We start from the raw sequence: 12589 nt of genomic DNA on the forward strand, positions 1-12589 counted from the left end.
TCAGCCTCGGTTGCTGCCGCGTACCGTGCGCGGCCGGCGCAGCGCGACGACGGCGACGACGATGCCGGCGATGGTCAGCGCGACCCCACCGGGCAGCAGCAGCCCCCCGGTGAAGCCGCCGGCGCCGCCGCCGAATCCGGTGGCCGGGCCGCGGCTGGGCTTCACCGCCTTCACCACCTGGAGCATGGTCGAGGCGGTCTCCCCGTCACGGCACTCCAGCTTGACCCGGTAGTTGCCGGGGCGGGTGCGCTCCCGCACCATCGGCGACGCGGTCAGCAGGCCGCGCTGCGGCTGCACCTGCACCCGGCCGAAGGCGTCCGACACCACGATGGCCGGGATCGAGTTGTCCCGGCAGCTGGCCTTGATGCCGACCAGGTAGCCCGGCTGGACGGTGCTCGGGCTGACCTCCACGAAGACGTCGACGACCGGGTTCGGTGGCGGCTGCGAGCTGGCCGGCTCACCGGGCGCCGGCGCACCGGCCAGCGCCGACCCGCCGGCCAGGGCGGCGTCGCCGACCAGCAACGGGTCACCGGCGGGCGCGGAGCCGTCAGCCAACGCCGGATCAACGATCAGCGCCGGGTCGTCGGACGACGGGGCATCATCCCCGAGGGTCGGTTCGGCGGCCGCCACCGGGTCCACGGTGAGCGCGGAATCGTCGGTGATCGCCGCACCACCGGCCGACGGCCCGGTGGCGAACGGCTGACTCTCGCCGAGATTCGGCCCGGCGGCAAGCAGCACACCGGCGACGAGAGCCGACAGCACGAAGCCAGCGCGGGTCACTGAACCAACCCCCTCCCGACGCCGTCGCGGACGTGCCGGGCAGCGGACCGCCCGGTCTGCCGTACGAGATGGATCCTCTCATCCCCGGGCGTACATCACATCCGATCCGGCAGGACCGTCGCGTACGCTCGCAGCGCTGTGACCTTCACCGACCACGACCTCAGCGCCGCCGCGGAGCACCCGGCGGCGCCCCGGACCATCCGCACCTTCCACCCCCGCCGGGGGCGGATGTCCGACCGGCAGACCGACGCGCTGGGCCGGCTCTTTCCCGCGTACGGCCTGGCGGTCCCGGACGGCCCCGGCGGCCCGGTCGACCTCGCCGGGATGTTCGGTCGCCACGCGCCGGTGGTGCTGGAGATCGGCTCGGGCATGGGCGAGACCACCGCCGCGATGGCCGGCGCCGACCCGGGTCGGGATTACCTGGCGGTCGAGGTGCACACGCCGGGAATCGCCAACCTGCTCGACCTGGTGGAGCGGCGCGGGCTGGGCAACGTCCGGGTGGCCCGGGGCGACGCCCTGGAGCTGGTCCGCCGGTTGCCGGTCGACTCGCTCGACGCGGTGCACATCTTCTTTCCGGACCCGTGGCCGAAGGCCCGGCACCACAAGCGGCGGCTCGTCCAGCCGGCGCACGTGGCACTGCTGCGCAGCCGGCTGGCCCTCGGCGGCACCCTGCACTGCGCCACCGACTGGGCCGAGTACGCCGAGGTGATGCGGGCCACCCTCGACGCCGACCCGGAGTTGGTCGACCCGCACGGCGGGTTCGCCCCGCGGCCGGCGCACCGGCCGGTGACGAAGTTCGAACGGCGGGCGCTCACGGCCGGACGCCCGATCTTCGACCTGATCCGTCACCGCCGCTGACCGGCGGGCCGCGGCCGGTTGGCGCGGAGGGGCATGATCCAGGCACCATGGACGGGATATGACGCTCACCGCCGCGCTGCCCGCAAGCGCAGACCCCGACACCCTCTATGACGCGTTCGCCGGCTGGGCGAAGGAGCGCGGCCTCGACCTCTACCCCCACCAGGAGGAGGCGGTCATCGAGATCGTCTCCGGCGCGAACGTGATCATGAATACTCCGACCGGCTCCGGCAAGAGCCTGGTCGCGGTGGCGGCGCACTTCACGGCCCTGGCGGACGACCGGACCACGTTCTACACCGCGCCGATCAAGGCGCTGGTGTCGGAGAAGTTCTTCGCCCTCTGCGAGATCTTCGGCGCGGAGAACGTCGGCATGCTCACCGGGGACGCCAGCGTCAACGCCGACGCCCCGATCATCTGCTGCACCGCCGAGATCCTGGCCAACCTGGCGCTGCGGGAGGGCGCCCGGGCCGACGTCGGCCAGGTGATCATGGACGAGTTCCACTTCTACGCCGAGCCCGACCGGGGCTGGGCGTGGCAGGTGCCGCTCATCGAGCTGCCCCAGGCGCAGTTCATCCTGATGTCGGCGACCCTCGGCGACACCACCCGGTTCGTCGACGACCTGACCCGGCGTACCGGGCGGCCGACCGCCGTCGTCCGGTCGGCCGAGCGGCCGGTCCCGCTGCTCTTCTCGTACGCGATGACGCCGATGCACGAGACCCTCGAGGAACTGCTGGAGACGAAGCAGGCCCCGGTCTACGTCGTGCACTTCACCCAGGCCGCCGCGCTGGAGCGCGCCCAGGCGCTGATGAGCGTCAACGTCTGCACCCGGGCCGAGAAGGACATGATCGCCGCCGCGATCGGCCGGTTCCGGTTCACCTCCAGCTTCGGCAAGACGCTGTCCCGGCTGGTCCGGCACGGCATCGGCGTGCACCACGCGGGCATGCTGCCCAAGTACCGCCGCCTGGTGGAGACCCTCGCCCAGGCCGGGCTGCTCAAGGTCATCTGCGGCACCGACACCCTCGGCGTCGGCATCAACGTGCCGATCCGCACCGTGCTCTTCACCGGCCTCTCGAAGTACGACGGGACGCGTACCCGGCTGCTCAAGGCCCGCGAGTTCCACCAGATCGCCGGGCGGGCCGGCCGGGCCGGCTTCGACACGATCGGCCGGGTGGTGGTGCAGGCGCCCGAGCACGTGATCGAGAACGAGAAGGCGCTGGCCAAGGCGGGCGACGACCCGAAGAAGCGGCGCAAGGTGGTCAAGAAGAAGCCGCCGGAGGGGTCGGTCGGCTGGGGGCAGCCCACCTTCGACCGGCTGGTGGCGGCCGAGCCGGAGCCGCTCACCTCGAGCTTCCAGGTCAGCCACTCGATGCTGCTCAACGTCATCGGCCGCCCCGGCGACGCGTTCGCCGCCATGCGGCACCTGCTGACCGACAACCACGAGGAGCGGGCCGCCCAGCGCCGGCACATCCGCCGGGCGATCGCCATCTACCGGGCGCTGCGCGCCGGCGGCGTGGTCGAGGAGCTGCCCGAGCCGGACGAGACCGGGCGCCGGGTGCGGCTCACCGTCGACCTCCAGCTCGACTTCGCGCTCAACCAGCCGCTGTCGCCGCTGGCCCTGGCCGCCATCGAGCTGCTGGACCGGGAATCCCCGGCGTACCCCCTCGACGTGCTCTCGGTGATCGAGTCGATCCTCGACGACCCGCGGCAGGTGCTCTCCGCCCAGCAGTTCAAGGCCCGCGGCGAGGCGGTCGCCGCGATGAAGGCCGAGGGCATCGAGTACGAGGCCCGGCTCGAACTTCTCGACGAGGTGACCTGGCCCAAGCCGCTCGCGGAGCTGCTCGACGCGGCCTACGAGATGTACCGGCAGGGGCACCCGTGGGTGGCCGACCACCAGCTCTCCCCCAAGTCCGTCGTCCGGGACATGTACGAGCGGGCGATGACCTTCACCGAGTACGTGCAGTTCTACGGGCTGTCCCGCTCCGAGGGGCTGGTGCTGCGCTACCTCGCCGACGCGTACAAGACGCTGCGGCAGACCGTCCCCGAGGACGCGAAGACCGAGGAGCTGGTCGACCTCATCGAGTGGCTGGGCGAGCTGGTCCGGCAGGTGGACTCCAGCCTGATCGACGAGTGGGAGCGGCTGCGCAACCCGTCCGACGTAGCCGAGGTGGCCGAGGCGCACGCCGCCCTCGACGATCGACCGCCGGCGGTCACCCGCAACGCCCGCGCGTTCCGGGTGCTGGTGCGCAACGCCCTGTTCCGCCGGGTGGAGCTGGCCGCGCTACGCCGCTGGGACCTGCTGGCCGAACTCGACGCCGCGGACGGCTGGGACTACGACGCCTGGGCCGACGCGCTGGCGCCCTACTTCGAGTCGTACGACTCGATCGGGACCGGGCCGGACGCCCGCGGACCGGCGCTGCTCATGATCGAACAGGGCCGGGAGCGGTGGACGGTCCGGCAGATCCTGGACGACCCGGACGGCGACCACGACTGGGGGATCAGCGCCGAGATCGACCTGGTCGCCTCGGACGAGGTGGGCGCCGCGGTCGTGCGGATCACCTCCGTCGGCCAGCTCTAGAACTTCTTTTTCAGGGGCCGTCCGGGATGCCCGGACGGCCCCTTTCGTTCGCTGGGCGATGTCAGGACCGTCGATTAGAATGTATGTACTAAACCGGTTCCTGACCTGGGAGGACGACCGTGACCGCGCCCGCCTCCGCCCCGCTCACCCCCTACGCCACGCTGCTCGGCTTCACCCGCTACGTCGACCGCACCGGCCCGACCAAGGCGACCTTCGTCGGTGGGCTGCGCAAGCAGCGGGCCAGTCGGCACGGCTTCAATCCGCACGGCCAGTTCGTCAAGGCGCTCAAGGCCGACATCGCCTTCCACACCGGCGGCACCCACCTCGACCAGGTGGTCGACCTGGTCAAGCCGCGCTGGCGCCCGCTCTACCAGGCGCTGGTGCCCGGCGCGACCACCTGGCTGCACTCCCTCGGCGAGCCCGCCTCGGTCGACCTGGCCCAGACCCGCGACGCGCTCGCCATGCTCGGTGACCTGCCCGTCAAGATCAACCCGCACTTCGGTCTACGCCACGACGACGGACGCGTCGAGGCCGTTCGGCTGCACTTCGACGAGGCCCCGCCGAGCGAGGAGACGGCGCTCGCCACACTCCACCTGATGGCCCGGCACATGGACGCGGTACTCCCGCACGCCGAGCCGGTCCTGGTCGACGTCCGGCGCGGCCAGGCGCACCGGATGCCCGACGGGGTCAAGGCCGACCAGGTCGAACGCTGGCTCGCCGGCGAGGCCGCCGCCTTCCGCTCCCTCTGGACAACCGCCGCCTGACCCTCCCCGCACCGCCCGAGCGCACTGCTGCCGCTAACCCGTCGGCTCGGCGCTCGGGCGGCTGCCGGTTCCGGCTGGCAAGGCGCTCGGCCCAGGCTGACAGTGGCTTGACGATCGCGTCGGCCAAAGTCGCTGCTTCGCCTGCGGACCGCCATACACGACGGCCCCGCCCGCGGTCCTCAGCCGACTATGCGATCGAGCGCCGCGGCCAATCGTGGTGCGAGAGTCGCAGCGTAGGTCGCGGTGATGTGATTGTTGTCGCGATAGACGAGCACGCCCCCGATTACCGGCGCGCACCGCGCACGGGGGCAGATGGCGGCGTTGAGGTCGACCAGGTGCACCTTGTCGTTGTCACGGGCGGCGGTTTCGTGGGCCGGGCCGCCGCCAGCCGCAAGGACCTTGTCACGGGGCGAGGCGCATCGGGTCAACTTCCGCGGGTTCGCCGATACACACTCCGCGATGTCCATGTCGTGGTAGGGGGTGTCGCGAAGCACGATCACTGGAATCCCGGCTGCCGCGGTGGCGGCCCACGTCCGCCGGAGCACGTCCGCGAACGCGGCCTGCGCCTGGCTGGTGACCGGCTCGCCGTCACGGACCATCACGTAGAAGGACGTGCTCACCACCAGCACGTTGGGTCGCTCAGCGCCAGTCAGCGCGGTCCGGAGCTTCTCGTTCCACTCCGTGCAGCTGGGATACGGCCGGTTGTCGAGGGCGACCACGCCTTCGACGAACGGGCAGGATGACTTCGTGTAGCTCTTGAGGCGCCACTTGTTCGACACGGCTACCCGCTGCAGCGCCGGCAGCCACTGGGCGGCGTGGGAGTCCCCGGCGAGAGCGACGGTGAAGGACGCATTCGGGTCCCCGTACTGACACGACCTCACCGCACTGCTGCGCTGGTCGGCGTGACAGCCTCCCTGCCACGCATCAGGGCCGTCCTTGCTCGCCACCAGCGGATCCGGCACGAACGGCCCCACCCTGTCGGCCGGAACTCCGGCGTCACTGCTGGCCGGCGAGCTACCCAGAGCGGCGGCACCAAGCACCGTCGGTGACGCCGCCGCCACGGGCGCGCCAGTGCCGGTGATCGGCGCGGCCAAGACAGGCGGCGCCGGCGGGCTCGCCGGTGGCCACACGGTGAGTTGGAAGGCCAGTCCAGCCAGTAGGGACAATCCGGTGCAGACCGCCCCGAGCTGCAGTGAGCGCGCAGGCTCCCACGCCAGCGTCGCCGACATCCGGATCGGGTTCTCAATGAACCGGTAGGTGAGAGCGGCCGGCACCACCGAGAACGCGGCAACGGCGAGGCCAGCGGCGGTCGTGAGCTCCCCAAATCGGGCCTCGGCGACGACCAGGAGAGGCCAGTGCCAGAGGTAGAGGGAGTAGGAAATTGCTCCGATGGCGCGTACCGGCCGCACCGCCAGCAGCGTGGCAGGTCCGACGCCGCCTGCGGCGAGACCGCCGGCGATCACCGCTGCCGTGCCCAGGGTGGGGGCCAACGCCAGATACCCGGGGAACGCGGAGTCCTCGGTCAGAAGAAAGGCCGATGCCACGATCGCTGCCAGGCCGCACCAGGCGAGCACGGCCGCGGCCAGCCGGGGCAGGCGCCGCAGGTTGCCGGCGAGCAGGGCTAGGAAGCCGCCAAGAGCCAACTCCCACATCCGGGTGGTCGTCACGAAATAGGCGCGGGCGGGATTGTCACTGGTCAGCCAGACGGACCAGGCGAAGGACGGCACCGCGACCAGCGCGAGAGCGAGGAGAAGGTATCCGGTGCGAGCGTGGCGGCGCCGGCCAACCCACACAGCGGCGGCCAGCAGTAATGGCCAGACCAGGTAGAACTGCTCCTCGACGCCGAGTGACCAGAAGTGCTGGAGGATGCTTGGCGCGCGGTTGCTCGCCAGGTAGTCGACCGACTGTTCGGCGAGCCGCCAGTTCATGCTGTACAGCCCGCTGAACACCACGTCCCAGCCGGTGGCCGACCAGCGGGTGCGCGGTAGAAAGGCGAACGTGAGCAGCAGGCTCGCGATGAGCACCACCACCGCGGCCGGCAGCAGCCGCTTGGCGCGCCGGGCGTAGAACCCGGTCAACGAGAGCCGGCCCGTCCGATTCACCTCGTCCACCAGCAGGCCGGTGATCAGGAATCCGGAGATGACGAAGAAGACGTCAACGCCGACGAAGCCACCTGGCACCAGTTGCTGACCGGCATGCCCCACGAGCACCAAGACCACGGCGAGGGCACGAAGCCCCTCCACATCGCCTCGGAATCCGGCTCGGGGACTGGCCTCTGGCCGCACGGCCACTCGAGTCATTCGTTTCCCATCCCATGCCATCCGCGTCACTGAAGCAACTGGGCAACGGCGTGGGGGGTTACGACCAATATCGGCAAGTTCGTGCCCGAAACGGAAGTAGTGGCCTCCCCATGGCAAGAGAGGCCACTACCTGCGTCGATGTAGCTGAATTTGACGGCGCACACCAGGGTGGGCGCGGACGGATCAGGCGGCGAGGTACTTCTGGAGGTCGTCGAGGATCTTGTTGGCGGCGCCGACCCCGATGCCGGTCATCCAGACCTCGTCGGCGACCACGTACGCCTTGTTCGCCTTGACGGCGGAGAGGCCCTTCCAGAGCGTGCCGCCGGTGACCTTGGCCTGCTCGGCCGCGGCCTTGTCGCCGTACGCGGTCACGAAGATGACGTCGCCGTCGACCTCGTTGATCCGCTCGGGGCTGACCACGTCGAAGCGCTTGTCCTCCTTGGCGGCGAGCTGCTGCCGCTCGGGCCGGCCCAGGCCGGTGTCGCCCACCACGATGCCGGAGAACGAGTCGGGGCCGTAGACCCGGATGGCGCCGGGGAGGAAGCGCACGATGGAGATCTTGCGGCTGGCGGCGTCGCCGAGCTTGGCGCCGAATTCCTTGGCCTTGGTCTCGTAGGCGGTCAGCAGGTCCTTGGCCTGCTGCTCCTTGCCGAGCGCCTTGCCGTCGAGGAGGAAGTTCTCCTTCCAGGTGATGCCGACCTTGTCGGTGAAGACGGTCGGCGCGATGGCGGCCAGCTCGTCGTAGAACTTCTCCTGGCGGAACTTGCTGCCCAGGATCAGGTCGGGCTTGAGCGCGTTGATCGCCTCGAGGTCGGGCTCGGTGAGCACGCCGACCTCCTTGATGCTGGCGAGCTTCTCCTCGCCGAAGTACGTCGGCCAGCTCCTCGCCTCGCCCGCGGTGGCGGCGCCGATCGGGGTGATGCCGAGCGAGAGCGCGGTGTCGATCTTGTCTGTGTCGAGGACGACGACCCGCTTGGGCTCGGCCGGCACCTTGGTGGTGCCCATGGCGTGGGTGATCTCCCGGGTCTCCCCGCCGGTGGTGCCGGCAACCGGGTCGCTCTCACCACAGGCGGTGAGTCCGACGCCGAGGGCGGCGGCCGCGGCGAGAGCGGCGACGAGACGACGCATCAGATTCCTTCCGAGGGGTACGAGCCGGCGAGTGCGCCGGCGGCAGGGGTGGCGCCGGACGATCCGGCAGCCGGGGCACCGGACGGACCGGCGGCCGGGGAACCGGCGCTGGTCGGGTCGGTGCCGACGGGGGTGGCGACGGCGGACGATCCGCCGGCCAGGGTGGGGCTGGTGAGCGCGGGCACCACCAGCGGCGCGCCGGTGACCGGGCACGGCACCACCACGCAGTCGAGCCCGAACACCTCACGGACCAGGTCCGCGGTGAGGATCTCGCGAGGCGGTCCGGCGGCCACCACGGCTCCGGCGCGCATCGCGACCAGGTGGTCGGCATACCGGGCGGCCTGGTTGAGGTCGTGCAGCACGGCCACCACGGTGCGGCCCCGCTCGGCGCGGAGCCGGTGCAGCAGGTCCAGCACCTCCACCTGGTGTGCCAGGTCGAGGAAGGTGGTCGGCTCGTCCAGCAGCAGCGCGTCGGTGTCCTGGGCGAGGGTCATCGCGATCCACACCCGCTGCCGCTGGCCACCGGAGAGGGTGTCCACCGGCCGGTCGGCGAGGCCGGTGACGTCCGCCAGCGCCATGGCCTGGTCCACCGCGGCGCTGTCCTCCTCCGACCACTGCCGCCACCAGCGCTGGTACGGCTGCCGGCCCCGGCCGACCAGGTCGGCGACGGTGACGCCTTCGGGCACCAGCGGGCTCTGCGGCAGCACGCCGAGGCGGCGGGCCACCTCCCGGGTGGGCAGTTCCCGGATGGCGGCGCCGTCCAGCAGCACGGTCCCGCGCCGCGGGGTGAGCAGCCGGGCCATGGTCCGCAGCAACGTCGACTTGCCGCAGGCGTTCGGCCCGACGATCACGGTGAACGCGTCGGCGGGCAGGTCCAGGTCCAGCCCGTCCAGCACGGTCCGCTCGTCGTAGCCGGCGACCAGGTCGCGGGTGGAGAGCATCACGCCTCCTCGTAGGGGTGGAGGGAGAAGCGGGTGGCGGCGGTGGTCACGAGGTCCGCCGGCGGCCGCGCAGCAGCAGGTACATCAGGTACGGGCCGCCGATCGCGGCGGTCAGCACGCCGGCCGGCAGCTGGGTGGGCGCGAAGAGCCGGCGGCCGGCCAGATCGGCCAGCACGAGCAGCAGGGCGCCGAGCAGCGCGGCGCAGAACACCGGCGGCCGTTCGGCCCGGACCAGCCGCCGGGCCACCTGCGGCGCGACCAGGGCGACGAAGTCGACCGCGCCGACCTGGGCGGTGACCATGGCCGCGACGAACACGCCGGTGCCGGCGAGCCCGATCCGACGGGCCACCGGGCGCAACCCGATGCCACGGGCCGTGTCGTCGTCGAGCGCGGTGCTGTTCAACGCCCAGCCCGCCCAGGCCAGCACCGGCAGCAGGACGAGCAGGGTGCCGGCGATCCAGAGGGTCTCCGTCCAGCCCTTGCCCGCGAGGGTGCCGATCAGCCAGATCTGCGCGCGCAGCCCGTCGATCGGGTCGGCGGTGAGCATGACCACCTCGGTGAGGGCCCGCAGCGCGAACGCCACCGCCACCCCGGCGAGCACGAACCGCTGCGCGGCCAGCCCGTGCCGGGCGCCGAGGGCGAGCAGCAGGACCGCGGCGGCCAGCCCACCGACGAGCGCCGCCGGCGCGACCAGCACCGCCGCGGCGCCGCTGGTCAGCGCCACCGTCGCGGCGAGCCCGGCGCCCTGGGTGATGCCGATGACGTCCGGACTGGCGAGCGGGTTGCGCGCCACGCTCTGGATCATCGTCCCGGCCACCCCGAACGCCGCGCCGGCCACCGCCGCCAGCACGATGCGCGGCAACCGCAGGTCGAGAACGACCAGGTCGTACGGGGTGCCGACGCCGGAGAGCGAGCGCAGCACGTCGCGCGGGGCGACGTACGGGGTGCCGAGCGAGAGGCTCAGCACGACGGCCGCCGCCAACAGCACGATCAGCACGGCGGCGACCAGCACCGAGCGGCGCCGGATCTGGACGCTGACCGGGCCGACCCGTAGCAGCGAGCGGCCGGGCAGCCGGGCCGTGCCGGACGTCGGCGAAGCGTCGGTGGTGGCGGTCACGCGGTCACCACCCGGGCGCGACGGACCAGGATGGCCAGCAGCGGCGCGCCGATCAGCGCGGTGACGATGCCGGCCGGTATCTCGCCGGGCGGGGCGACCAGCCGGCCGACGACGTCGGCACCGAGCAGCAGCGCCGGCCCGAGCAGCGCGGAGACCGCGAGCGTCCACCGGTGGTCGGCGCCGACCAGCGCCCGGGCCAGGTGCGGCACGGCCAGCCCGACGAAGGCGATGGGCCCGGCGGCGGCCACGGCGGCACCGGTGAGCAGCACGGCGGCGATGCCCCCGCCGAGACGCACCAGACCGATCCGGTGGCCGAGCCCGCGGGCCACGTCGTCGCCGAGGGCGAGCGCGTCCAGTCCCCGGGCGACCAGGGCGGCCAGGACCAGCCCGGCGAGCACGAAGGGCAGCACCTGCGCGGAGACCGACAGGTCCCGACCGGTGAGCCCGCCGACCACCCAGAACCGGTACTCCTCGAAGGTGCGGGCGTCGATGCTGAGCAGCGCGTACACCCCGGAGGCGAGACTGGCGTCGAGCGCAGCGCCGACCAGCGCGAGGGTGACCGGGCTGGCGCCCTCGCGGGCTCGGGAGGCCACGGCGAAGACCAGTAGCCCGGCCAGCAGCGCGCCGCCGATGCCGAACCAGACGTACCCGGCAAGCGTGCCGACGCCGAAGACGGAGATGGCCAGCACCACGCCGAACGAGGCGCCGGCACTGATGCCGAGGATCCGCGGCTCGGCGAGCGGGTTGCGGGTGAGCGCCTGGAAGAGCACCCCGGCCACCGCGAGCGCGAGACCGACGGCGAGGCCGAGGGCGGTACGCGGCATCCGCAGCTCGCGGACGATGGTGCTCGCCTCGCCGCCGTCGGGTGCGACCAGCGCGTGCCAGACCTGGTCCACCGCGAGCGGCCGGCTGCCGAGGGCGAAGCTGGCCAGCACGGCGAGCAGCAACAACAGCCCGGCCGCGAGGGTGACCGCGAGTCGACGCCCGTTACGGGCGCTGCTGCGGCGGCCGGCGGCAACCGGCCGGCTGGCGAGGGTGGTCACGAGTCTCCTGCGGGTACGCGCTTAGGTTCGCCTTACCTTAGCCGACCTCGCGCGACCGGCCCCACCGGCGGTCGTCCATCGAACCTCGTTGAGCTGGGCGGACAGCCCGGCGGACCGGCGACGGTGGGCGTCGTGCGCCCCTAGGGTGAGGGCATGCGATTCGACCAGCACACGGTCGTCCTGCTGGTCCGCCCGCCGGACGCCCCGGAGCTGCCGCCGGAGGCGGCCGACCGGTTGCAGGACGCCCACCTGGCCCACCAGGCGGGCCTGGTGGAACAGGGCCTCGTCCTCGCGGCCGGGCCGTTCGTCGACGCGGACGACGACCAGCTGCGCGGGTTCGTGGTGCTCGCCGTCCACCGCGACCGGGCACGGGAGCTCTACCGCAACGACCCGGCGGTACGGGCCGGACGGCTCGTGGTGCAGGTGATGAACTGGATGGTACCCGAGGGGAACGTCCGGTTCGAGAGCGTGCCGATGCCGCGCTCGATGCTGGAGGCGGCTGCGGGCGACTGACCCGGCGCGCCCGTCAGCCCTGCGCGCCGCTGCGCGGGGCGGGTGCCGGGGTCGCGGCGTCGGTCTGCTGGTCGGCCCAGACGTACGTCTCGGGCAGCAGGTCGCCGACCGGCACGACGCGCAGCGCGTCCATCGGCCCGACGATCACCCGGATCGACGGGTAGTAGTCCCGCAGCACCTGCCGGCACCGGCCGCACGGCGGGATCACCCCGCGCCCCCGGTCGCCGACCGCGACGATGGTCTCCAGCTCACCGACGCCCTGGGTGGCGGCCGCGCCGATGGCGACCAGCTCGGCGCAGGGCCCGCCGGTGAAGTGGTAGACGTTCACGGCGGTGAAGACCCGGCCGTCCGCGCTGCGGGCCGCGGCGGCGACGGTGTGGTTCTCACCACGGCAGCGCAGCTTGGCGACCGCCGTGGCGGCCTGCACCAGCGCCCGGTCGGTGTCCCGCATCGTCATCGGCGTCCCCTCGTCGAGCTCGGTCGGCGGCAACTCTAGCCCGGTCGGATTCCTCCACTGGTCGCGCGACCGCGGGCGGCGACGCGTCGATGGCTGCGTCCCCGGTGGGGCGCCCC

11 protein-coding genes are annotated in these 12589 nt (G+C 72.6%); 4 read left to right on the forward strand and 7 right to left on the reverse strand.

Annotated elements, in window-relative coordinates:
• On the reverse strand, positions 1 to 573 hold the full coding sequence (locus ACIP9D_RS23945) for a hypothetical protein (protein WP_400451042.1): 573 nt from the start codon (positions 571 to 573) through the stop codon (positions 1 to 3).
• 435 nt (positions 574 to 1008) lie between these two features.
• Here ACIP9D_RS23945 and trmB point away from each other — a divergent pair, with 435 nt between their 5' ends.
• The 3 genes from trmB to ACIP9D_RS23960 all read left to right on the forward strand — a co-directional run bounded on the left by trmB (position 1009) and on the right by ACIP9D_RS23960 (position 4974).
• A complete protein-coding gene (gene trmB, locus ACIP9D_RS23950; protein ID WP_350873379.1) occupies positions 1009 to 1638 on the forward strand; it encodes a tRNA (guanosine(46)-N7)-methyltransferase TrmB in 630 nt (209 codons plus the stop codon).
• Positions 1639 to 1696: 58 nt separating this feature from the next.
• Positions 1697 to 4210, forward strand: a complete 2514-nt coding sequence (locus tag ACIP9D_RS23955; protein WP_350873088.1) for a DUF3516 domain-containing protein — start codon at positions 1697 to 1699, stop codon at positions 4208 to 4210.
• A 119-nt stretch (positions 4211 to 4329) separates the two neighbouring features.
• Positions 4330 to 4974 carry a hypothetical protein gene (locus ACIP9D_RS23960; RefSeq protein WP_350873089.1) on the forward strand — a complete coding sequence of 215 codons (645 nt, stop codon included), beginning with the start codon at positions 4330 to 4332 and terminating at the stop codon, positions 4972 to 4974.
• 179 nt (positions 4975 to 5153) lie between these two features.
• Here the strand turns inward: ACIP9D_RS23960 and ACIP9D_RS23965 are convergent, their stop codons facing one another.
• The 5 genes from ACIP9D_RS23965 to ACIP9D_RS23985 all read right to left on the reverse strand — a co-directional run bounded on the left by ACIP9D_RS23965 (position 5154) and on the right by ACIP9D_RS23985 (position 11503).
• The gene (locus tag ACIP9D_RS23965; RefSeq protein WP_350873090.1) at positions 5154 to 7295 is read right to left on the reverse strand and encodes an acyltransferase family protein; all 2142 of its coding nucleotides are present in this window, start codon (positions 7293 to 7295) and stop codon (positions 5154 to 5156) included.
• A gap of 162 nt (positions 7296 to 7457) precedes the next feature.
• Entirely contained in the window at positions 7458 to 8402 is a 945-nt protein-coding gene (locus ACIP9D_RS23970; protein WP_350873091.1) for an iron-siderophore ABC transporter substrate-binding protein, read from the reverse strand.
• Entirely contained in the window at positions 8402 to 9343 is a 942-nt protein-coding gene (locus tag ACIP9D_RS23975) for an ABC transporter ATP-binding protein (RefSeq protein ID WP_350873092.1), read from the reverse strand. The genes ACIP9D_RS23970 and ACIP9D_RS23975 overlap by 1 nt, the downstream gene beginning before the upstream one ends.
• Before the next feature lie 46 nt (positions 9344 to 9389).
• On the reverse strand, positions 9390 to 10460 hold the full coding sequence (locus ACIP9D_RS23980) for an iron ABC transporter permease (protein WP_350873093.1): 1071 nt from the start codon (positions 10458 to 10460) through the stop codon (positions 9390 to 9392).
• Complete coding sequence (locus tag ACIP9D_RS23985) at positions 10457 to 11503, reverse strand: iron ABC transporter permease (RefSeq protein WP_350873094.1); 1047 nt, start codon at positions 11501 to 11503, stop codon at positions 10457 to 10459. Before ACIP9D_RS23985 ends, ACIP9D_RS23980 begins: the two co-directional genes overlap by 4 nt.
• Positions 11504 to 11656: 153 nt before the next feature.
• On the opposite strand from ACIP9D_RS23985, the gene ACIP9D_RS23990 reads away from it, so the two are divergent.
• Positions 11657 to 12016, forward strand: a complete 360-nt coding sequence (locus ACIP9D_RS23990) for a YciI family protein (protein WP_350873095.1) — start codon at positions 11657 to 11659, stop codon at positions 12014 to 12016.
• Between the two features lie 13 nt (positions 12017 to 12029).
• Here the strand turns inward: ACIP9D_RS23990 and ACIP9D_RS23995 are convergent, their stop codons facing one another.
• Complete coding sequence (locus tag ACIP9D_RS23995; RefSeq protein ID WP_350873096.1) at positions 12030 to 12473, reverse strand: cytidine deaminase; 444 nt, start codon at positions 12471 to 12473, stop codon at positions 12030 to 12032.
• Between the last annotated feature and the right edge of the window lie 116 nt (positions 12474 to 12589).

Origin of the sequence: Micromonospora sp. NPDC093243, from assembly GCF_044753725.1 — a bacterium.
Classification (GTDB): domain Bacteria; phylum Actinomycetota; class Actinomycetes; order Mycobacteriales; family Micromonosporaceae; genus Micromonospora.

Bases quoted from the DNA above. Each gene is read 5' to 3' on its own strand.
- ACIP9D_RS23955 (WP_350873088.1), top strand. From the start codon at position 1,697: ATGACGCTCACCGCCGCGCTGCCCGCAAGCGCAGACCCCGACACCCTC.
- ACIP9D_RS23995 (WP_350873096.1), bottom strand. From the start codon at position 12,473: ATGACGATGCGGGACACCGACCGGGCGCTGGTGCAGGCCGCCACGGCG.
- ACIP9D_RS23990 (WP_350873095.1), top strand. From the start codon at position 11,657: ATGCGATTCGACCAGCACACGGTCGTCCTGCTGGTCCGCCCGCCGGAC.
- ACIP9D_RS23970 (WP_350873091.1), bottom strand. From the start codon at position 8,402: ATGCGTCGTCTCGTCGCCGCTCTCGCCGCGGCCGCCGCCCTCGGCGTC.
- ACIP9D_RS23965 (WP_350873090.1), bottom strand. From the start codon at position 7,295: ATGGCATGGGATGGGAAACGAATGACTCGAGTGGCCGTGCGGCCAGAG.
- ACIP9D_RS23975 (WP_350873092.1), bottom strand. From the start codon at position 9,343: ATGCTCTCCACCCGCGACCTGGTCGCCGGCTACGACGAGCGGACCGTG.
- trmB (WP_350873379.1), top strand. From the start codon at position 1,009: ATGTCCGACCGGCAGACCGACGCGCTGGGCCGGCTCTTTCCCGCGTAC.